Source organism: Acinetobacter genomosp. 15BJ, from assembly GCF_000400715.1.
Taxonomy (GTDB): Bacteria; Pseudomonadota; Gammaproteobacteria; order Pseudomonadales; family Moraxellaceae; genus Acinetobacter.
Window position 1 is genome coordinate 983,805 of sequence record NZ_KE007347.1, and the last position, 20,226, is coordinate 1,004,030.

Genomic DNA, 20,226 nt, shown 5'->3' on the forward strand with positions numbered 1-20,226 from the left:
TTATGGCTAAGTATGATTTTAAACTCGATTTGTTATTCAGTGCTCTCAGTGATCCAACGCGCAGAGATATCTTAACGCGACTGTCTTTTGGGACGGCATCGATCACTGAACTTGCTGAACAACATGACATGGCCCTGCCATCTTTTCTAAAACATTTAAATAAATTAGAAGAAGCAGGACTTATTCATTCAGAAAAAAATGGACGAATCAGAACTTGTGCTCTGACACCCGATGCATTCACCCCTATGCAACATTGGTTAAGTGAGCAACGGGCAATATGGGAACAAAGACTTAATCAATTTGATCGTTATGCACTCGAATTAAAAAGGAAAAGAGAAAATGAAACTGGATCCAAAAACTGATTTAAAACTAGAAAGAGTGATTGATGTTCCGCGTGAACTGGTCTGGGAATGCTGGACCACACCTGAACATATTCAACACTTCTTTATTCCTCGCCCTCACTCGATTAAAGCCTGTGAAATTGATTTAAAAGTAGGTGGGAAATTCAATACCACCTTTGATGTTGATGGTAATGAAATCAAGAATGAAGGTGTTTATCTAGAAGTGATTAATGGCAAAAAATTGGTATTTACTGACACTTATACTGAAGATTGGAAACCTGCTGAAAATCCATTTATGACTGCGATTCTGTTGCTAGAAGATGCAGGCAATGGCGCAACAAAATATACTGCAATTGCCAGACACCGTACTGCTGAAACTCGCCAGCAACATGAAGATATGGGCTTCTTCGAAGGTTGGGGAACGGTGATTGATCAACTGGTTGAGTATGCTAAAGGTCTAAAAAACTAATCTATTTACATATAAAAAAACTCCTCAAAGCCCAAGCATTTACGCGCTTTGAGGAGTTTTTTTATGGACAAAATCAAATTCGCCCAACTTCCAAATACGGAATTAGATTTTTATCAAAGTTTGGACGTGGATCACCCAGAAAACTAATAAAGCCATGCATGCCTGTTAATCGTTCGCCCTTATAAAACTGATTCAGCTGAAAACGTGGATCTTGATGCGATAAGGTAAAACTGACGATTCCTACACCTCGTTGCTTAGAGATTTTCTGCGCATCTTCAAGCATTAAATGATGCAGTGCCAACTGCTGTGGATGGCACAACAAGCTGTGTAACACATGATATTTTAAGGAATCACCGAGTTTAGGTAATGGCATACCTTTAGTGACTTTGGTCAGTAAATTATAGATCGGACGCAGTACACCAATGGCTGAACTGTAATGCAAGATTTTGGTTTGCTTAAGCCCATGCTGATCCCATAATCCAAACATCCCGACGAGTTTCCCATCTTGAAAATAAAGCTGAAAGTCCGAAAGCTTCAAGCCAGTAAAATAGTGATGTCCTGCGTGCAATTCTTCGAAATTATAAGCAGGGATAAAATTATAATGCTGCGACATTTCGCCAATAAACCGGTTCATCGCCGCAATATGCTCTGGACGTGCCACACAAGATTTAATCTCGCTAATCCCTGTTTCCTTCTGGGTTTTACCATCTATAAAGGTTTTAATTTTTCTTTTAGTTCCAAGATGCGTCAGCGTCAGCGTTTCAATCAATCCTTCATCATAATAATCAGGGATTCCTGTTTTTCCAGTTTGTATCGCCGCTCGCGCAGCATAATTGTCATTAAAAATAATCATCTGGCTAAAATCAGGTTCGAGCATGGTTTGTTTTACATGTACGCCCAAAGCCTTGACCAATGATTTACCACGATAGTTTGGATCAACACGCAAATCACTGGCATAGCGTACATTTTGTACCGCTTTATCAACATAGCATGGACGATGCCCATTACTATAACAGGCGACATTTTTCTGACTTTCAGTATCTTCAATCACGACATGCAACTTATGACGGTACAGAATATCAGAAGCCTTAAAATAACTTGGTTCACGCTGAAAACTGATTTGCACCCCTTTGGTGGTCATCGGCACTGCAATCAGTTGACGTAAAGCTTGATCATCAGCCAAAGTTGCTTCGCGTGTAATCAGCGGATTTGCCTCAGCTTGTGGTGGATTTATTTTCATTAATTATTCACCTGTTCAGTATTTTGTGTAGACACCAAATCATTGAGGTGTCCCATTTGGTCTAAGAGCTGATAAACAAAAACAATTTCATCTTGCTCGTTGACCGTTTTCTGAGTTTGAACATCCAATAACTTTTGTTCAGTATTTAATAAATCAAAAGTGGTTTTGGTTCCTAGCTCAAACTCTTTACGGGTATAAACAAAGGCAATTGAAGCCGCATCAATGGCATTTTGTAGTGCGTCTTTGTTCTGACGGATGGTCTGCAACTGTGCATAGGTGGTCCGTGTACGTTGATTCAAATCCAGTTCAAGACTACGAATTTTTTGATTGGCCAGATCTACATCGGTTTGTGCTTTTCTGGTATTGGCACGATTTAAACCATCATCATAGAGCGGCACGTTAAGTTGCACACCGACCATATAGTTATTACTTTCCGAGCCGATATAACTTGCGTCATGCTGCTTACCTAAACGACTGGTGAGCATAACCGTTGGCCACAGCTCTCTTTTGGTTAAAGCGTATTGCTTTTCAGAGGCTTGTTTCTCATATTTGGCCCGTAGTAATGCAGGATGATTCTTGGTTTTCGCTAAGATCTCGTCCAGATTGTTGGAAACTTCTGGTAGATGCTTAACTGCTGTTAAATTATCCGCGTTCAGACCTGTAATTTGGTAGAACTGAGCTTCACTTACCGTGAGATTGGATTGGGCCTGAGTAATATCTGCTTGTCCCTGAGCGACTTGAGCTAGCACTTGTGCCAAGTCGGCACGGGTAATCATCCCCACGTCAAAACGTCGTTGTGACTCATACAACGAACGCTGTAAATTCGACATGGTTTTTTTTCTCAGTTCTAAAATGGCTTTCTTTTTCAATACATCGGTATAGACCATGACTGTATTCAAAATCGTTTCAGAACGTTGATCTGATAGACCCTGAGAATGTGCAGAAAGTTGATTTTTGGCAACATCAATACCCAAGCGATGTCGCCCTGATGTGTAGATAGGGTAATCCATTTGTAATTGCAAACTACGACCTTTTCGGTTTCCCTCGGTTGGAAACATAACATTGGTCGGGGTCTCGACTCTTTCATAATCGAGTTGCCCAACCAAGTTCACTTTAAGGCCATCACGTTGTTTTGCCTGTTCCAGCATTGCTGTCGATTGATTGACACTTAAACGACTCACCTCCAATTGGCTTTCATGCCTTAAACTGGCGGACAAAGCTTCGTCTAAAGTCATGGCATCCACTATACTGGATGCCAACAACAATCCTATACAGAACGCGTATTGGGAGGACTTAAAGAATCGCTGGTTAAATTTCGTCATCCCTTTCTTCATAGTTGTTCCAAACTATTCAAGGTAACTTTCTTTAGTGGTTCAGGCTTAATATTGCCTTCGATAATGCCATCGAACATCACCAATTTCTTATAGGCGTTCCATCCATTATTGGCTTGACGAATCTGAGGCTGATCCAACTGTCCAAGATTACGAGCCAGCTCATAATGAAAGTTTTGACGTAGTATATTGTCGATGTATTTATCATCAATACTGTGGTGAATCTCACCCTCAAATAGAACACAATAGAATGGTTTGACCTGTTGTTCTGTATCGATTGCTAACAATGAAATAGCTTTCGACTCTGTTTCATTCAGTTGTGAAAGCAACTGTTGTGCCGTTTCTGGGGCAAGCTTCTCTCCCACTAAATCCACACCAAAACGGCGGCCTTGAAACTCAAAACATGGTACTTGTTCGATAAAACTGGTCACAAGCAAGCAATCATCGAGGCAGTAACGTAGTAAACCATTCCCCGAAGTGATAATTGGACTGACCACATCTCCGACCTTAAGCTCCCAAGATGGAATGATTTGTCCCGTTTTTTCGCCTTCTAAATATTCAAATTCATAGAAATGGCTTTGATAAGCTAATGGATAATGATCGTTATAAGGAATGGTGACCACACCTTCGGTTGCCCATAAGCCTTTGCCTTCAAACTGTACTGATGGAAGACGTTGTTTTAGTTTTTCTGCCCAAGCTTTAGATCCTGCGGTATCCCAACTCGACACTAAACTCAGTATTGGCCATAACGTTTTAAAATCGATGTGTTCACCATTTGAACTGTCAATCAGACATTTTGCACTTTCTGGACTGAATGGCGCTTTGACTTCTTTTAATGAAGCTTGGCGCGCTCCCCATCGACCTGTTTCTAAAACTTCAATCACCTCTTGCTGCATGGCCTCTAAACGATCTAGGAGTTGCAAAGCAAAGGTTGGACTCCATACTGAAATCATGGCGAGATTTCGGTTGGCAACCAGATAACAAATTGTGGCAAACAAAGCATCATCGGCATTGGCTGCAAAGGCTACATTGCTCGGTACGGCTTGGGTAAATTTAGATAAAATGCGCTTACCTATGCCCAGTAACGCACTATCATCATTGAGATTTTTATCTTTTAGCACTTCACGCTGGCTTTCTGGCAACCATGACACTGACCAATAATGAGTGCCTGAGCGAAGTTGTGGACACTTACGATAAAGACTGGCCATCCATGGTGCAATCGCGTGATCTAATTCATCTAAAAACAGCTTGGTATACGGAATAAATTTAATTTGCTCACTCGAACCACTGGTGGGCTGGAAACGCACTAACTTACTACTTGATAGTTGAAGTTTCTGATCTCGATAACGCTGAATATTCTCACGCCATGCAGCATAACGCGAAGCAGGAAACGTATTCACAAATTGTGCATAATCATGAACCCTTTGTTCTTTTGCAAAATGAGAGCTTTGCAAAATTGAACTCAGAATTTGACGTTGTGTTTCTTCTAGACGATTAAACTGCTTTTTAAAATCTCGGTCAGAGACATCACACCATTGTTTTAAAATAAGATGTGAACCTAAGGTTAACCACTCAGTATGCTTCATTGTAAAACTCCTCGGCGAATTGCAGGACTTTTTAACAAAGCTTCACATCGGCCTTTGCTGGCAGGCTTGGTCATTAGTTTGACGGGGAACCGTGCAAGATCTTTCCAACCTAAACGACCAATACATGGTAGCTCCGTGCCAACCGTCCACGTTGGATTTTTTTGTTCAAAGAAATGAATATTCGGGTTTTTCTCTCTCATTTCTTCAGTAATTGGCGCGACTTCACCTTTTAACGGTTGATAATCATTTCCAAAGTTTAATAATCCTGCTTCTTTATCATAGTATTCACCAAAGAAATTCTCGCAATAATGTTCAACCACTGTTGATAAATGCTGATTTTCATCTTTGATATTTGGATAGTACACATAATAGTTATTCGCAAGCAGTAAATAGGTTTTATAACCTTTGGAAATCAATAACCAATACAGCTCATTAAAGGGATATTTAACACGTAATTTAATCATCAGTTTGAGCATGGTACTTTGCAATGTACGTGTGCCCCAATATGCTCTAAGGATAACGGTGTCACCACTAAATAAAACTGTGTAGTCCTTCCCATTCAGATAAAAATGCTGAACAACAACAGTAGAAAAACCAACGATTTCATCGGTTTCCGAGTTAAAGATTAAGATGGCACCACTTTTCTTTTTGAAATCATCCGCAAAGATGGAAAACTTGGTATTTTCATAATATTGCTCGTAAATCGAATACATGACTTTTAACCGATCAATATCGATTTGTTCTTTCTCGACATATTGACCATAGGTAGATTCTTTATTATTGAATCTTGAAATCAATTTATATGTTGTATTAATCATCTGCTTCAACCTCTAAATTTGGATATGCACGTTCCCCTATCTCATAAAGAAATATAAAAACTCATATCGCTGTTCTTTTTATGACGGGGTATGTTGTTGTATACGACGCCCCGATTATTTTTTCGTTATATGAAACAACCCTCTAGCATTAAATATCTACATATCCATTTTCTTCCCCCTATCCATAAAGATGGTTAAGAAAGCCGCCACAAACATGATGATGGCCAACATGCGTAATAAATCATTAAAACTTGATGTCAGTGCTTGGTAATGAATATCGCGGTAAATCACACTGAGCGCGATTTGTTGGGCATTACTCCCCACTTCTTGGTATTGCGCAGTCAACTGGTCTAATCTTTCAATGAAGATCCAGTTTTGTGGGTTCATATATTGATTCAATTGAGTCACATGCACGGCTGTCAGCCAATCGAGCGACGAGTTGATCAATGCCAACCCAACGGCGCCACCGATATTGCGCATCAGGTTATAAATACCACTGGCATCGGCAACTTTCGTTAATGGCAAAGTACTCATTGCCAAATGTGAGACTACGATCAAACAAATCATCAGACCAATGCCACGATAAATTTGTGGCCAGAACATGAAGTCATAATCACTGTGAATGCTGAGATGTGAATTGAGCCAAACGCCGAAACCCGCCAAAATCATGCCAACAAATACGGTTTTTCGGGTATCAAAGTTTGGAATCAACCATGCAAGGAAAGGTGCAAAGCAGAACATCACAATCCCTGTCACCATCATGATATGTCCGATTTGACTGCTGTTCATTTCTCGGACTTGCCCAAGAAACACAGGAATCATATAGCCCAAGCCATATAAGGCCATACCAATCACAAAAGTAATGATGCAGCTTAAAGTGAAGTTTTTGTTTTTAAATACACTCAGATCCAGTAATGGCTTAGGTTGGGTAAAACTGCGTGAGAAGAAGATCATGCCACCAATGAGGCAAATGATAAAAGCAACACGAACGCCTGTATCAGCGAGCCAATCATGTCGCGCCCCTTCATCCAAGAAATACTCCAAACCGCCTAAGAACATGGCCATACCAATCAAACTGAACCAGTCCATGCTTTTGATGAGTGAATAATTGGCGCGGTCTATATTTGGACCAGAGTAAATAATCGTCGCAATCAAAATACCGGGGATGATGTTAATCAGGAACATCCAGTGCCATGAAAAGTTATTGGTCAACCAACCACCAATGGTTGGGCCAATAGCTGGACCTAAGGTACTGATCATGCCAAACATCACCAACGGCAAGGCACGTTTTGCTTCAGGAAACAGCAGATATAACGCCGTCATTGAAGTTGGAATCATACCGCCGCCCATAAAACCCTGAATTGCGCGGAAAACCAACAGACTTTCCAGATTCCATGCCAAAGCACACAGCAAAGAACTAATCGTGAATCCGATTGCACAAATGGTGTAATAAATTCGAGTCGAGAGCACCCGAGAAACGATACTAGACATTGGAATTGCAATAATTTCAGCAATCAAATAAACCGTTTGCACCCATGTCACTTCATAACGGCTGGCACTCATGCCTGCCTGTACTTCATTCAAAGAACTTGCAACAATTTGAATATCGAGAATTGCCATGAAATTACCAAAAATCATGGCAGCAAAAATCAGCCAAGCTGTTTTTGGCGCAAACTTCCACTCATCTTGGTTCGGTTTATTCATTTTCTTATACCCAAAACTTTTCTGATTAAGTTCTTAAATCAACAGTCGCGCTGACAGACATTCCAGGTTTTATAAGGTCAATATGTGGACTCGAATCAAGTGCAATCCGGACAGGGATACGTTGAACCACTTTATTAAAATTCCCCGTCGCATTATCGGGTGGCATCAAGGAGAAAGTTGCACCAGATGCTGGGGAAAAGCTTTCAATTTTCCCTGTGTAGGTCAGACTTGGATAAGCATCTATTTTTAATTTAACTTCCTGCCCAATATGCATTTTCTCGATTTGGGTTTCTTTGAAGTTTGCTTGTACATACAAACTTTTCTCAGGAATAATCGCCATTAAACGTGTTTGTGGTGAAACACGAGAACCTTTCTGAATCGAAAGACTGCCGACTTTTCCTGTAACAGGACTAATCACTTTTGAGGACGAAAGATCAATCTGATACAGGTCTAAAGTCGCGTTGGCATTCTGAATATCGGCAAGTAATTGTGCACGACTGGCTTGTAAGCTCCCTAGCTGTGCCTCTGCGGCATTGACTGTAGCTTGGGCTTTACTCAGCTGTGCCTGAGCCGTTAAATATTGGGATTGTATGCCTTCAAAATTTTGTCGGGTTATCACCCCGTCTTTGAGTAAATCTTGATAACGATTGAAATCTTTTTTCAAGCGAGTTAAATCTGCTTGTGCAGCAACCACACCACTATTGGCTTCACTAATCGATGATTTTGCGGACTTTTCATTCTGTTGCTGCACAGCAAGCGCAGCTTGTTTTAAAGTGACAACTGATTTCGCCTGATCATAACGTGCCTGATAATCACGATGATCCAAAATAGCCAAAGCCTCACCTTTTTTCACAAACTGATTGTCATTAATAATCAATTCAACGACTTCACCTGAGATTTTTGGCATTACCCAAGTGACATCAGCTTGAACATAGGCATTATCGGTAGATTGATAGAATCGATAAACCAAAAAATAATACGCGATGCCTAAGATCAGAAATAAGATGAGTACACTAAATACAACCCAAGTTATTTTTTTTCGACTTTGGAAATTAGTATCAGTTTCGAGCTGAGCTACGTTATCCATATTTATTCCGCTATTTTGTAATATACAGTTTTTATTTTGAGCCACGGTTAAATGGTCATCTTTTCACGTAACTTTTCACTTAATTGTGTATAAATAAATAGTTACAATGTAATAATTGGCGCAAATTATCATTCTTAATGGAATAATATGTCATTGACCATTTGTGCATATCATTTTTCTATTTCTGCCAATTGTCCGAATGGTATAAAGCTTTTATTAAAGATTTGTGAAATTCTAGCATAAGCATAAATGATTCGTGTTTTCATTTGTAAAAAAATAAACCTACACCATTGTTTAAATTAAATAAATTATTAAATTTAACTTCACTAATATTTTTACCATTTAGTTTAATTATTTTACTTTTCTAATCTATTAATGAGCATAAAAATAGTAAAATACCAAAAAGCCGAAGCGTTATAGAAATGTAATTTTTGCAAAAAAGTGATTTTTCTCCTATTAATTTTTATATTTTAATTCAATCAAATTGTGCGCTATCGCACAAATAGTTTTTGCAAAAGTGAATAAAGTATTTAAGCTAAAGAAATCATTAGAATTAATAACCTAAATGTGCTAATTCATTCTTTGCATAGGAAAAATTTAAAGTATTGCCTAAATACTGTTGTTTATAGGTCTTGCTCAGATGTGAACTATATCAACTTAGATACCGATAAGTTGTAATCTGATCAGACAAAACAACCAGAAAATTGGAAAAATAATATTGATCTAAAAAAGAAGGACTGCTTATGGATTCTGGACTAATCACACTTTTTCTACCGCTCGCTTTGGCAATTGTCATGGCTGGGCTTGGTTTGGAGCTGACATTAAAAGACTTTGCACGGGTGAGTAAACATCCCAAAGCGGTGCTCATTGCTTTGTTTTGTCAGCTTATTTTATTGGTCGGCATTGCATTTTTAATTTGCAAAATATTGGCTTTACCGCCACTTCTGGCAGTCGGTTTAATGTTACTAGCAGCTTCTCCTGGAGGTTCAACCGCAAATCTTTTCAGCTATTTATATAAAGGTGATATCGCACTGAATATCACATTAACCGCAATTAATGCCATTATTGCAGCCATTTTTTTACCGTTTATTGTCAATTTTTCGATTCTGCATTTTATGAATGAAGGCCAACAAGTCGGACTACAATTTGCAAAAGTACTGCAAGTTTTTGCCATCATTCTTGTCCCTGTTTGTATCGGGATGCTCATCCGTCATTATGCGCCGCATACCGCAGAAAAACTGAATCGTCCTGTACGCATTTTCGCCGTAGTTTTTCTTCTGATTATTATTTTGGGTGCAATTATCAAAGAGCGAAATAATCTGATCGAATATATCGGGCAAATTGGCTTTGCAACTGCCTTATTCTGCGCAATTAGTCTATGTGTTGGTTATTTTGTACCACGACTGTTTGGGATCAGCTCTTATCAAGCTCGCGCATGCGCTTTTGAAATTGGTATTCATAATAGTACGCTTGCCATGACCATTGCACTGACTATTATGGCGAGCACGACCATTGCCATGCCTGCTGCAGTCTATTCAATCTTTATGTATATTTTCGCGACTATTTTTGGAACTTTGATTACGCGATTTGGAGCTCAAGAAACGATAAAAACCTAACTTTTAAAATCATCACAGCCATAGTGTATAAAACAATATGCTATGGCTTTTATTTAAGATCCAGCTTTATTCACCGCTTCCAATAGATTTTTAAGTGCCTTGGCCGACCATGCTTTTGGTGTGATTTCAGCTTGTTTAATTAACTCAATCAGCTTTTGATTGATTGGTGCTTTTAAATTCAGTTGCGTTGCTAAACGAACAATTTCACCATTAATCCAGTCAATTTCCGTTGCTCGCCCCGCCATAAGATCATCTGCCATTGAAGATCGAGCCAGTGGATCAATCGCCAACATTTTCTTGCTGAGTAGATTAAAAATAAAATTTGGAAGACTTAGTACTTTAGGCAGAACCTGAGCAGGCAGCGCAGTAAGTTGTGCAGGTTGAATTTTAGCGATTTTGAGTAGCTCTAGAGCTTCAATCTGTGCCATTGCCAAACATTGACGATAGGCTCGAATAGAAAGTTGTTGCTTGAGTGGAAGCTGAGATAAAGCATTGATTGAATTATTAAGATTCAATAATAACTTTGCCCATTGAATCGCCTGCATATCATCTTCAAGTTTCAGTTCAAGCTGAGCGCCATTAAATGCGGCTACAAGCTCATTCAAACCAGCATGTTTTTTCACATACAAAGCGCCTTCTGTACCTTGATGAAAAATTCCATTTCCTAAAGCAGCGACATTAAAAGGTACCATACCTTCAAGAATTGTATGGTCAAACAACACTTGTTTTAGGATGCCAACATTACTTAAACCATTCTGAAAACTAATGATGATGGTGTTTTTCTTTAGAATCTCTTTTAACTCATGTGCAACTTGTTCAGTTGCGGCAGACTTTACACAGACAAAAATGATATTAGCTTGAGCAGCAATGTTTGGATCAGTACTAAGTTGTAGCTTACTCGCTGGAACAATATTTTTTTCACCTAGATAGTCCGAAACAGTTAACCCATACTGTTGCAACTGTTGTTGTATTTTCGGGCGTACAATAAAATCAATATCATACCCTGTTGCTGCTAATCGCCCACCAAGATAACATCCAATATTTCCAGCCCCATAAATACATACTTTCATTCATTTTCCTTGCTGGATTCTATTTCTTAACAACATCACTTTAACCCAAAATATGAAGTTAAGTTGTCACTTGGCTGACAAATTTATTTCTAAGCAAAGAATTTAATATTAAGTCATGCTCATTCAGAAACATCTTCTTTTTCTTTACTTTTTAGTGCTCCATGCCATTCTGCCAATACATACCCCATTCCGTAAATGTTATGGATGAGTTTAGGAAGAAAGTTACGGTCGATCTTATTTCTTAAACGACTAATCGCCACTTCAATCATTTTAGTGTCTGCATCATCATTCATATTCCATATCTGTGAAGCGATCAATGCTCTCGGTAGGACTTCACCACGTCTACTCATGAATAGCTCAATCAATGCATATTCTTGAGCTGTAAGATTAATACGTTTTCCCGCTCGGCTGACACTGCGTTTCCATATATCAAGTTCAAGGTCGGCAACACAAATTCGGTTGATTTCATGATTCCACTGCTCTCTACTCAATAGACCTTTGATCCGTGTGAGAAGCTCTACTAAAGTAAAAGAAAGGCCAAGCGCTTTCATTCGCTCTTCAATTTGATCACGCGCAATCAAAAACAAAATAGGCATGCTTTTTCCATTCTTTCCAACATCATGCAGAATGTTCCAACCATTTAAGCCAGCAAACATGACATCCAATACCACTAAATCATATTCACTAAACAATACCGCCAGATGCTTACCTGTTATTTCATCTGTGACCCAGTCGATCATATAACCTGCTTCTGATAATGCTTGGTTAAGATAACTCCCTATTTTTTGCTCATCTTCGACTAGTAATATTTTCATCTTAAACCTGTTAAAGCCCTGCTTAAGAAGATAATAACGTTGTACAACTTTAAATAGTTTTGAATGACATAAATGTAATTTTGGTGTCATTTAAATGTTCATTTCGGCAATAGATCAATTTGAAAAATCCAGTTTTTGGACCAAGACAGATCTGCAAAAATATGCATCAGGAGACTTCGTCAAATTTATCAAAAATAAAAGCCCAGCAATTTAGCTAGGCTTTTAGCTATTCTAACAGTAAGATTTATTGAAGATCGGGATCTGCCAATAAAGTTGTCGCGGCGAGTTTTCCAAGATTATTCGAAGCTAGCGGGCTATCACCTGTTAATAGTTTACGATCTTGATAAACCTGTCCTGTGATACCTTTATTCAAGATTTTGACACCTAGTTTTTCAAGATTCTCACCCACCAACCAAGGCAATTGTCCTGGCATATAGCCGATATCAATATTTGCACCTTTATCTAATGAATCTGGGAACACACAAATCTGGTAGTCCTTAAAAATATAATCTTGCGGATCTTCATCCACAGCTGCTGCAAGCAATGAAGCAGGCCCATGACAAAGCGTGATCACATATTTATCATTTTTAATGGCCCACTTTAATAGCTGTTTGACTTCTTTGCTTTCTGGAATCTTAGCAAGAACACCATGTCCACCCGGAATAAAGATACCCGCATAAGGTGAATCTGCACTTAAGGCTTGTTCCAGAATATCTGCTAACTTGAGCGGTGCTTTGAGTTGCTTTTCATATTTTTTATAAGTGTCTAAGACCACTTGTTCTTCATTCGGCATCGCCCACATTTCCAACTTAACTGGATTACCCGAAAGTGTTGCCACATCAAAGGCAAAACCAGCATTATCCAAGTGAAACATTGGCAATAACATTTCGACTGGATGATTTCCTGTTGAAAAGAATTTTTCGTTTTGCATCAAGATATAACGTTCATCTGTTGCAATCATTAAAATCCGTTTGTCGCCTTGGTATGGGTTTGGATAAGTCGTGCCATCGTAGTCAGTTTTTGCTGAGGTATATTGGCTCAACGAATATGGTGATGGGAAAAAAGCATTGTCTTCTGCATGGTCTGGACTTGGGTTACGATCATCAAGATTTGTTGTCATTTTAAGATTCCTCATTAGGTCGTTATGTTTATATGCATACTGCTTGAGTAACCTGCCAGCCTCAAGTTTTGAGTATGAACAGGCATGGATTGAATACAATTAGGCAAATTCTGATTTAATTTCGAGTACCACTTTGCCCGTATGTTGACTGCTCTCTAAACATTGATGTGCCTGAGCAACTTCATCAAATACAAAGGTTTTATAGATCATTGGCTTGCATTGATCCGCTTCAATTAAAGGCCAAACAAACTGCTCAAGTTCTTGGGTAATTTGGGCTTTTTCAGCATTGGTTCTGGCACGCATGGTCGAACCCGTGACAACAGCCCGTTTTAACATCAATTCTTGTATATCAAAGCCATCGACTTTGCGACCACCCATAAAACCGATAATGACTAATCGACCATCACGCTTTAATAATCTCAGGTTTTGATTGAAATAGGCCGCACCGATAATATCCAAAATCACGTCTACACCTTGGCCATCCGTTTGAGCCAAAACTTCTTTTTCAAAATCCTGTGTTTTGTAATTAATCACCTGTGACACCGAAGATAATTTTTCAACTTTGTCATCACTCCCAACAGTGGAGAAGTTTTTAATGCCCATCGCATGGCATAAGCTGATTGCTGTAGAACCAATACCACTAGCCCCACCATGAATCAGTACGGTTTCATTCTTCTTCAACTGTCCAATCTGAAATAAATTGGCCCAAACAGTAAAATAGGTTTCAGGAATAGCCGCAGCTTCAACAAAGCTCAAGTTCTTTGGGATTTTTAAGGTTTGGTTGGCTGGTACCGCACAATATTCTGCATACCCACCACCATTGGTCAGTGCACAGACTTTATCACCGACTTTAAACTGGGTGACTTGTTCACCGACTTGAGCAATCACGCCCGATACTTCTAGACCAGGAATTAGGGTTACACCTTTAGGCATCGGATACAGCCCTTGCCGCTGTAATATGTCAGGCCTATTGATACCTGTTGCGTAGACTTCAATGAGCACTTCATCTACTTTAATCTCTGGTCGAGGCCCCTGAGTTACTTGTAATACTTCTGGACCACCCGCTTGTGTAATTTCGATATATTTCATTTGTTCTACGCTATTTTGATTCATTTAATCATGACTCCATTTGAGTATTAGTTTCAGCATGTTTGGGTGGAAAACCAAATTGCTTTTTAAATTCTCGGCTGAATTGAGAAGAGCTCTGATATCCAACAGCATAAGCCGCCTGAGCCACACTTTGGTCTGCGTTTTGCAACAATTGTTTTGCCTTATGCAACCGAACCACTTTTAAATATTGCAATGGTGAATGTTGTGTGACTTGTTTAAAGGCTTTATGAAATGCAGAAGTGCTCATATTGGCTTGCTCTGCGAGCATCTCAATGGTTAATTTCTCGGTAAAATGATGTTGGATGTATTCGCAAATTTTATAAATTGGTCTGAGATTGCCCTGAGCGACCAAACCTTTTAAGGCATCAGCACCCGAATGTTGAATAACGCGATAGAGCAACTCCCGTTTAATTTGATCTCCTAAGATCAATACATCCTGCTCAGAAGTCAGCGTATTTAATAAACGATTAAGGACATTCGATATCGTTTGATCATACTGGATCACACTCATTCCTGTAGTGAGTGGCTTAAACTGGTAATTCTCAAAATAGGTTTTAGCCAGTAGCTCATTCACCATATCTGCTTCCAATTTCATGCTGATCGCAATCATCGGTGTTTCTGGACTGGCTATAGTGTCACAATCAAATGGCATCGAAACCGAAACAATCAGGCACTCACTTTGCTTGAATGAATAAGTTTCTGTGCCGATATAGCCACGCTTTTGGCCTTGCAAAACAAACACTAAGGTTGGTTCTTGCAAGACGGCAATCGGTGGTGTGTTGTGATCAATACGCATTAAGGTGATGCCATCAATGGTCGTAGCAAAAAAACCTTCTTTCGGAATGAGTTTTAGAAATAAGTTGATGAGTATCTGGTCATTCATCATGTGTCATCTGATGATTTGAAATGTGATTTTTATTATTAAATAGCAAAGCCATAAAAACTGTTAGTTTTATGCAGAATTAGGCATGGAATGAAGAGTTTTGAGAAATTTTTTAGAATTACCTATAACTTAGGTTTTAAACTTTCAACCCATTTATTAGCATTACCCTCAAAAAAATCCTTTAATCTATCCTCAATATGTTCAGGTTCCCAAACAGCCGCTCTTTCTAAGCTTTTGCACTCGTCATAGCCTGCACTAATCTCAAGACTGGTTCTTGAATCATAGATAGCGAACTCCTTAGTAAACATATCTTGTTTAAAGAATAAAGGGAAACTTATAAGATTCGAATCTAAGTTACGATTGCCTATAATTTCCCATCTACTAGATGTAATTGCATGTTTCATTACCCAAACTTTGAATAAAACATTTTTTCCAATAATTTGATCAATATCTAATAAAGGCTGAGATGTATTTAAATTATAAAAAGCAAATAAAGGGGCAGCTAAAACTCGACCATAGCAAAAAGAATTATTTGAAAGTTTTATGAGTGTAATATCTCCTTCCTTTCTTTTAATACGTTTATTTATTGCCATAAATTCTTACCTTACTAAATTAAATAACACATTGTTTTTAAATTTAAATCAAATCCAAACTAAAATTTATATGGTTAAATGCTATCAATGACTATATCTAATATTTGGACTAATAAAACTGACTCGAATCCAACATCTGTAAGGTAATTTTTTTCACTTCATCACGACTTTGCATAATATGCGCTTCAATCGCATTGATCGCTTGTTCAGTGTGTCGATCAAAAATAAAACCCAATATTTTTTGATGTTCCTGATAAGTTGCTTCAACCCGATAATCTTTAGAAAAATCCAAACGGCGAATGATTCGGATTCGCTCACTCAAATCCCGATGAATCCTAGCCATTTCGTTATTGCCTGAAGCACGGACCAAAGCACAATGAAAGTCTTCATCTTGCTGTGAAAGCTGTTTAATATCTTTTAAATATTCAGAAGGTTGTACTAACCAAATATCTTTTAAAACCGATAATTCAACCGAGTTATGATGATCGATTTGGCAGAGCTTTCGAATCGAATCTTTCTCCAAAACAATACGCACATCATAAAGCTCTTCATAATAACGAAAATTGAGCGGCCGAATCTGCCAACCGCTCCGAAAGCTCACATCAACATAGCCCTCTTGTTGCAAACGATACAAGGCTTGTCGGATTGGGGTACGACTCACATCATAGGCTTTGGCAACTTCAGACTCAGTAAAGCGCTCACCTGGCATCAATTTGAAATCAAAAATGTCATTCTTAATACGTTGGTAAACCAGCTCAGACAAATTGTCTGAGCCTTTGGTTGTGTTCTTGATGTTGATGTTCGCTTCTTTCATGCAAGCTTATTCCATATAGACCAATGGTTCACCACTGTGTACGGTTTGCCCTGCTCTGCAAATAATGGCTTTAACAATACCATCCTCTTCCGCATAAACAGGTAACTCCATTTTCATGGCTTCAATAATCGCAACAGTTTCACCTTTTTTGATCTCTTGACCATACTCAACAAAGATCTTCCAGATATTTCCTGTCATTGAAGCATTTAAAGAAGAAAGATGGCTGTAATCAACATGATTGGTTTGCTCAACATGTTGCTCAGGTTGTGCAGCAAATTCCTCTTTCCAGCGACTCACCTCAGTGCTAAAAGCCTGTTGTTGCTTGTCTTTAAATGCCGCAATACTTTCCGCTTCATTGTCCAAGAATTGTACATAGTTTGCATAATCAAACTCAGTTTCTTCAATCTGAATTTGAGCACGACCATTTTCAAAATCTGCGCGCCATTCATTCAATTCAGCTTCAGTCACAGGGAAATATTTAATCTGGTCAAAGAACTGCAAGAACCATTGTTTATCACCAAATTGCTTGTTCTTTTTAAACTTATTCCAGATCGGCAGCGTCCGCCCAATCAACTGATAACCACCGGGTGAATCCATGCCATAAATGCACATGTACATCCCACCAATACCGACAGTCCCTTCCGCAGTAAAAGTACGTGCAGGATTGTACTTAGAACTGAGTAAGCGGTGTCGTGGGTCAATCGGTACCGCACAAGGTGCTGTCAGATAAACATCGCCCAAGCCAAGGACTAAATAGTTGGCATCGAAAATAATATCTTTGACTTCATTACGATGTGCTAGTCCGTTAATACGTTGGATAAAATCAACATTATTCGGCAACCACGGCGCTTTGGCGCAGACACTTTCCTGATAACGCTCTACCGCACCCAAAGTCGCACTGTCCTCAAACGCCATGGGTAAATGTACAATACGCGATGGAATCTTGAGCTGGCTTAAATCACCCATTTGTTCTTCAAGTTTAAGCAATTGATGAATGAGTTCAGCTTGAGGAATTACCAGACCATCATATTTAATTTGTAGGGAACGTACACCTGGTGACAGTTCCAAAACACCCGCAAAATTGGCATTGCGAATCATTTGAATCAGTTGATGTACACGTAAACGTAGCGCCAAATCTAAAACGTTTTCACCATATTCTAATAAAATATAGCTATCACCTGCTTGGCGATAGACGGTTTTTGGTGATAAATCGGTTGGTTCACGCTGAGCCAAAATGGTGGTAAAGACATCTTGAGCAGGTTCAATGGTTTCAACGACTTTGGCGGCATCTGCAAAGTTTAGGATATTGTCGATTTGTTTCCGTTCTAATGCATTGGCTTGTTCTGCCGTGATTGGGTAAAAACGGATTTTATCATCGGCTTTCAGTTGACCTACTTTCCACAATTCAGCTTTGGCAATCGTCACTGGACAAACGAAACCGCCAAGACTTGGGCCATCTTTTGCCAAAATCACAGGGAAATCACCCGTAAAGTTAATCGCACCAATGGCATATTCACAGTCATGTACATTGGACGGATGTAAGCCTGCTTCACCACCATTTTCTCTAGCCCAGCTTGGTGTTGGACCTGAAAGTCTGACCCCTAAACGGTTTGAGTTAAAGTGAACCGTCCACTCAGAAGCAAAGAATTCTTCAACATATTCAGGTTTAAAGAAATCAGGTGCACCATGTGGTCCATACAACACGGCGATTTCCCACTCATTGCTATATTCTGGAATGAGATCTTTGGATAAGGCTTGTGGTGTCTCCGTTGCCAGCGGTAATTCCGCACTGGCAAGTTCTGCATCAACCATTTTAATCATGTCACCAACACGTAAAGTGCGACCAGCATGACCACCAAAATTGCCCAATGCAAAGGTTGAACGGCTACCCAAATATAATGGAACATCCAGCCCATCACGCACGGCTAAATAAGTACGGCAGCCTGATGCGACTTGACCTATTTTTAAAGTTTGACCTGCTTTGACCTTAATCGGTTGCCAAAAATCAATGCGTTGATCATCCAACACAGCAGTACAACTTGCACCCGCCAGTGCAATCGTGGTATCTGCATGAAATTTTAATGTTGGCCCAACCAAGGTAAATTCAAAACCCGCTGCTTTGGCATCATTGCCCACAATGCGATTAGCCAGTTGAAATGCATAATCATCCATTGGGCCAGATGGTGGTACACCAATATCCCAATAGCCTGTACGCCCAGGATAATCTTGAATTGAACTAAGTGTACCTGCTTGGATCACTTCAATGACTTTTGGTGAATAGTCAAAATCATCGAGCATACGTGTCCAGATTTGCATGGATTCAAATCGTTGGTCAGAAACAATCGCACGTGCATAATCCAAGTTGGTGCTGATGCCATTTAAACGGGTTTCAGCCAAAACCACTTTTAGTTTTTCAATCGCAGTAGCTCGATCTTCCGCATGCACAATAATCTTGGCAATCATTGGATCAAAATACTGGGAAATTTCGGTACCTGTTTTTACCCAAGTATCAACACGGATACCTTCTGGAAATGAAACTTCAGTGAGCACGCCCGGGCTTGGCTGGAAATTTTTCACAGGGTCTTCGGCATAGACTCGGACTTCAATTGCAGCACCTTGCGGTTGGATATTGCTGAGATAGTCCCAATCCAATGCATCGCCAGCCGCCACTTTGAGCATACACTCAATCAGGTCGAGGCCTGTCACCATTTCCGTTACTGGATGCTCCACCTGTAAACGGGTATTCACTTCAAGGAAATAAAATTCATCTCGTTGTGCATCATAAATAAACTCAACCGTTCCTGCGCTGCGGTAATTGACAGAACGACCCAGTTCAACTGCGGCTTGATGGAGCTTTTTACGGGTTGCTTCAGGTAAGTTCGCTGCTGGCGTTTCTTCAACCACTTTTTGGTTACGGCGTTGCAATGAGCAATCACGCTCGCCAAACGCGACCACTTGACCTTTACCATCACCAAAAATCTGTACTTCGACATGACGTGCTTTATCAATAAAGCATTCAATAAAGACACCTGCATCTTTAAAGAACTGCTCACCTAGGCGTTTTACGCTTTCATAAGCATCAGCCAGTGCTTGTGGGCTGTCACAACGAGTGAGCCCGATACCACCACCACCTGCGGTGCTTTTTAGCATGATTGGATAACCAATACGCTCAGCCGCAGTCAAGGCTTCCTCCAAACTGTCCAACAAACCTGTACCAGGGGTCATTGGCACATGAGCCGCTGCGGCAAGTTCACGTGCACGGTGTTTTAGACCAAATTCCAGAATCTGCTCTGCTGTTGGCCCCATAAACGCAATATTATTTTCTTCACAAGCACGAGAGAAATCTGCACTCTCAGACAGGAAACCATAGCCCGGAAAAATCGCTTCTGCCCCAGTTTGTTTAGCGGCTTGAATCAGTTTTTCGATACTCAAATAAGTATCAGCTGGTTTTAAACCATCTAGTGCAATTGCGACATCTGCATCCTGTACATGCTGTGCATAACGATCGCTATCTGAATAAACCGCGACGCTCGTTATACCTAATTTTTTCAGTGTTCGAATTGCTCGAACAGCAATTTCACCACGGTTTGCAATAAGTACGGTCTTAAACATGATGATTTCCCCCTAAA

Annotated in this window: 17 protein-coding genes; 3 read left to right on the forward strand and 14 right to left on the reverse strand. The window is 39.7% G+C overall.

What is annotated here, in order from left to right; translation table 11 throughout:
• Nucleotides 1-2: 2 nt before the first annotated feature.
• Nucleotides 3-362, forward strand: a complete 360-nt coding sequence (locus tag F896_RS09510; protein WP_016163772.1) for an ArsR/SmtB family transcription factor — start codon at nt 3-5, stop codon at nt 360-362.
• Nucleotides 340-810 carry an SRPBCC family protein gene (locus F896_RS09505; RefSeq protein ID WP_016163773.1) on the forward strand — a complete coding sequence of 157 codons (471 nt, stop codon included), beginning with the start codon at nt 340-342 and terminating at the stop codon, nt 808-810. The genes F896_RS09510 and F896_RS09505 overlap by 23 nt, the downstream gene beginning before the upstream one ends.
• A gap of 73 nt (nt 811-883) precedes the next feature.
• Here F896_RS09505 and F896_RS09500 read toward each other — a convergent pair whose 3' ends face one another.
• The 6 genes from F896_RS09500 to F896_RS09475 all read right to left on the reverse strand — a co-directional run bounded on the left by F896_RS09500 (nt 884) and on the right by F896_RS09475 (nt 8,576).
• The gene (locus F896_RS09500) at nt 884-2,050 is read right to left on the reverse strand and encodes a hypothetical protein (RefSeq protein ID WP_016163774.1); all 1,167 of its coding nucleotides are present in this window, start codon (nt 2,048-2,050) and stop codon (nt 884-886) included.
• Complete coding sequence (locus F896_RS09495; RefSeq protein ID WP_016163775.1) at nt 2,050-3,384, reverse strand: TolC family protein; 1,335 nt, start codon at nt 3,382-3,384, stop codon at nt 2,050-2,052. The genes F896_RS09500 and F896_RS09495 overlap by 1 nt, the downstream gene beginning before the upstream one ends.
• The gene (locus F896_RS09490) at nt 3,381-4,967 is read right to left on the reverse strand and encodes a GH3 family acyl-acid amido synthetase (RefSeq protein WP_016163776.1); all 1,587 of its coding nucleotides are present in this window, start codon (nt 4,965-4,967) and stop codon (nt 3,381-3,383) included. Before F896_RS09490 ends, F896_RS09495 begins: the two co-directional genes overlap by 4 nt.
• The gene (locus F896_RS09485) at nt 4,964-5,785 is read right to left on the reverse strand and encodes a hypothetical protein (RefSeq protein WP_016163777.1); all 822 of its coding nucleotides are present in this window, start codon (nt 5,783-5,785) and stop codon (nt 4,964-4,966) included. The genes F896_RS09490 and F896_RS09485 overlap by 4 nt, the downstream gene beginning before the upstream one ends.
• 156 nt (nt 5,786-5,941) lie before the next feature.
• On the reverse strand, nt 5,942-7,489 hold the full coding sequence (locus F896_RS09480; RefSeq protein ID WP_005313652.1) for a DHA2 family efflux MFS transporter permease subunit: 1,548 nt from the start codon (nt 7,487-7,489) through the stop codon (nt 5,942-5,944).
• A gap of 25 nt (nt 7,490-7,514) precedes the next feature.
• A complete protein-coding gene (locus F896_RS09475; protein WP_016163778.1) occupies nt 7,515-8,576 on the reverse strand; it encodes an HlyD family secretion protein in 1,062 nt (353 codons plus the stop codon).
• A gap of 743 nt (nt 8,577-9,319) precedes the next feature.
• On the opposite strand from F896_RS09475, the gene F896_RS09470 reads away from it, so the two are divergent.
• Nucleotides 9,320-10,192: a bile acid:sodium symporter family protein gene (locus tag F896_RS09470; RefSeq protein WP_016163779.1), complete on the forward strand. Its 873-nt coding sequence runs from the start codon at nt 9,320-9,322 to the stop codon at nt 10,190-10,192.
• Between the two features lie 53 nt (nt 10,193-10,245).
• Here F896_RS09470 and F896_RS09465 read toward each other — a convergent pair whose 3' ends face one another.
• The 8 genes from F896_RS09465 to uca form a co-directional block, all read right to left on the reverse strand.
• Nucleotides 10,246-11,262, reverse strand: a complete 1,017-nt coding sequence (locus F896_RS09465) for a 2-dehydropantoate 2-reductase (RefSeq protein ID WP_016163780.1) — start codon at nt 11,260-11,262, stop codon at nt 10,246-10,248.
• 119 nt (nt 11,263-11,381) lie between these two features.
• Nucleotides 11,382-12,077: a winged helix-turn-helix domain-containing protein gene (locus tag F896_RS09460; RefSeq protein WP_016163781.1), complete on the reverse strand. Its 696-nt coding sequence runs from the start codon at nt 12,075-12,077 to the stop codon at nt 11,382-11,384.
• A 244-nt stretch (nt 12,078-12,321) separates the two neighbouring features.
• Nucleotides 12,322-13,197: a glyoxalase III HchA gene (hchA, locus tag F896_RS09455; RefSeq protein ID WP_016163782.1), complete on the reverse strand. Its 876-nt coding sequence runs from the start codon at nt 13,195-13,197 to the stop codon at nt 12,322-12,324.
• Between the two features lie 99 nt (nt 13,198-13,296).
• Nucleotides 13,297-14,310, reverse strand: coding sequence for an NAD(P)H-quinone oxidoreductase (locus F896_RS09450; protein WP_016163783.1), 1,014 nt, complete (start codon nt 14,308-14,310; stop codon nt 13,297-13,299).
• Between the two features lie 4 nt (nt 14,311-14,314).
• Nucleotides 14,315-15,193, reverse strand: a complete 879-nt coding sequence (locus F896_RS09445) for an AraC family transcriptional regulator (protein WP_016163784.1) — start codon at nt 15,191-15,193, stop codon at nt 14,315-14,317.
• Nucleotides 15,194-15,312: 119 nt separating this feature from the next.
• Nucleotides 15,313-15,783 (reverse strand): immunity 26/phosphotriesterase HocA family protein, encoded by a 471-nt coding sequence (locus tag F896_RS20415; RefSeq protein ID WP_016163785.1) that lies wholly within the window; start codon nt 15,781-15,783, stop codon nt 15,313-15,315.
• Between the two features lie 109 nt (nt 15,784-15,892).
• Entirely contained in the window at nt 15,893-16,597 is a 705-nt protein-coding gene (locus F896_RS09440) for a GntR family transcriptional regulator (RefSeq protein ID WP_016163786.1), read from the reverse strand.
• Between the two features lie 6 nt (nt 16,598-16,603).
• A complete protein-coding gene (gene uca / locus F896_RS09435; RefSeq protein WP_016163787.1) occupies nt 16,604-20,209 on the reverse strand; it encodes an urea carboxylase in 3,606 nt (1,201 codons plus the stop codon).
• Between the last annotated feature and the right edge of the window lie 17 nt (nt 20,210-20,226).

Excerpts from the sequence above, each read along its gene's own strand:
- F896_RS09510 (WP_016163772.1), top strand. The coding sequence starts at position 3 with ATGGCTAAGTATGATTTTAAACTCGATTTGTTATTCAGTGCTCTCAGT.
- F896_RS09505 (WP_016163773.1), top strand. The coding sequence starts at position 340 with ATGAAACTGGATCCAAAAACTGATTTAAAACTAGAAAGAGTGATTGAT.
- F896_RS09500 (WP_016163774.1), bottom strand. The coding sequence starts at position 2,050 with ATGAAAATAAATCCACCACAAGCTGAGGCAAATCCGCTGATTACACGC.
- F896_RS09495 (WP_016163775.1), bottom strand. The coding sequence starts at position 3,384 with ATGAAGAAAGGGATGACGAAATTTAACCAGCGATTCTTTAAGTCCTCC.
- F896_RS09490 (WP_016163776.1), bottom strand. The coding sequence starts at position 4,967 with ATGAAGCATACTGAGTGGTTAACCTTAGGTTCACATCTTATTTTAAAA.
- F896_RS09485 (WP_016163777.1), bottom strand. The coding sequence starts at position 5,785 with ATGATTAATACAACATATAAATTGATTTCAAGATTCAATAATAAAGAA.
- F896_RS09480 (WP_005313652.1), bottom strand. The coding sequence starts at position 7,489 with ATGAATAAACCGAACCAAGATGAGTGGAAGTTTGCGCCAAAAACAGCT.
- F896_RS09475 (WP_016163778.1), bottom strand. The coding sequence starts at position 8,576 with ATGGATAACGTAGCTCAGCTCGAAACTGATACTAATTTCCAAAGTCGA.
- F896_RS09470 (WP_016163779.1), top strand. The coding sequence starts at position 9,320 with ATGGATTCTGGACTAATCACACTTTTTCTACCGCTCGCTTTGGCAATT.
- F896_RS09465 (WP_016163780.1), bottom strand. The coding sequence starts at position 11,262 with ATGAAAGTATGTATTTATGGGGCTGGAAATATTGGATGTTATCTTGGT.
- F896_RS09460 (WP_016163781.1), bottom strand. The coding sequence starts at position 12,077 with ATGAAAATATTACTAGTCGAAGATGAGCAAAAAATAGGGAGTTATCTT.
- hchA (WP_016163782.1), bottom strand. The coding sequence starts at position 13,197 with ATGACAACAAATCTTGATGATCGTAACCCAAGTCCAGACCATGCAGAA.
- F896_RS09450 (WP_016163783.1), bottom strand. The coding sequence starts at position 14,310 with ATGAATCAAAATAGCGTAGAACAAATGAAATATATCGAAATTACACAA.
- F896_RS09445 (WP_016163784.1), bottom strand. The coding sequence starts at position 15,193 with ATGATGAATGACCAGATACTCATCAACTTATTTCTAAAACTCATTCCG.
- F896_RS20415 (WP_016163785.1), bottom strand. The coding sequence starts at position 15,783 with ATGGCAATAAATAAACGTATTAAAAGAAAGGAAGGAGATATTACACTC.
- F896_RS09440 (WP_016163786.1), bottom strand. The coding sequence starts at position 16,597 with ATGAAAGAAGCGAACATCAACATCAAGAACACAACCAAAGGCTCAGAC.
- uca (WP_016163787.1), bottom strand. The coding sequence starts at position 20,209 with ATGTTTAAGACCGTACTTATTGCAAACCGTGGTGAAATTGCTGTTCGA.